The organism is Streptococcus mitis, assembly GCF_047464945.1.
In the GTDB taxonomy this organism is placed as follows: Bacteria; Bacillota; Bacilli; order Lactobacillales; family Streptococcaceae; genus Streptococcus; species Streptococcus mitis_EA.
On the sequence record NZ_JASHAX010000024.1, the window covers coordinates 1 to 885 of the forward strand.

At 50.3% G+C, this 885-nt stretch carries 2 protein-coding genes; both read left to right on the plus strand.

What is annotated here, in order from left to right; genetic code table 11:
* A partial coding sequence (locus QM424_RS09785; protein ID WP_414394556.1) for a hypothetical protein occupies positions 1-579 on the plus strand: 579 nt, incomplete at its 5' end.
* 105 nt (positions 580-684) lie between these two features.
* Positions 685-885: hypothetical protein (locus QM424_RS09790; RefSeq protein ID WP_414394558.1), on the plus strand; the 201-nt coding region annotated here is incomplete at its 3' end.

The following is an 885-nucleotide window of genomic DNA, read 5'->3' on the forward strand; positions in this document are numbered from 1 at the left end:
TCAGAAGCTGATGTACTTGCTGACTGGCTCGCACTTGTTGACGCTGATTCAGAAGCGCTTGTGCTTGCTGACTCAGAAGCTGATGTACTTGCTGAAGCTGACGCACTTGTCGATGCTGACTCAGATGCCGATGTGCTTGCTGATTCTGATGCACTTGTCGATGCTGACTCAGATGCCGATGTGCTTGCTGATTCTGATGCACTTGTTGACGCTGACTCAGATGCTGATGTGCTTGCTGAAGCTGACGCACTTGTTGACGCTGATTCAGAAGCGCTTGTGCTTGCTGATTCTGACGCACTTGTTGATGCTGATTCAGAAGCGCTTGTGCTTGCTGATTCTGACGCACTTGTTGATGCTGACTCAGATGCTGATGTACTTGCTGACTCTGACGCACTTGTTGACGCTGATTCAGAAGCGCTTGTGCTTGCTGAGGCTGATGCACTTGTTGACGCTGACTCAGAAGCGCTTGTGCTTGCTGATGCTGATGCACTTGTTGATGCTGACTCAGAAGCTGATGTGCTTGCTGATTCTGAGGCACTTGTTGACGCTGACTCAGAAGCGCTTGTGCTTGCTGATTGACTCGCGCTTGTCGATGCTGATTCAGAAGCTGATGTACTTGCTGACTGGCTCGCACTTGTTGACGCTGACTCAGATGCACTTGTTGACGCTGACTCAGATGCTGATGTGCTTGCTGACTCTGACGCGCTTGTTGATGCTGATTCTGATGCTGATGTGCTTGCTGACTCAGATGCGCTTGTTGATGCTGATTCTGATGCTGATGTGCTTGCTGACTCAGATGCGCTTGTTGATGCCGATTCAGATGCGCTTGTGCTTGCTGATTGGCTCGCACTTGTTGATGCTGATTCTGAAGCGCTTGTGCTTGCT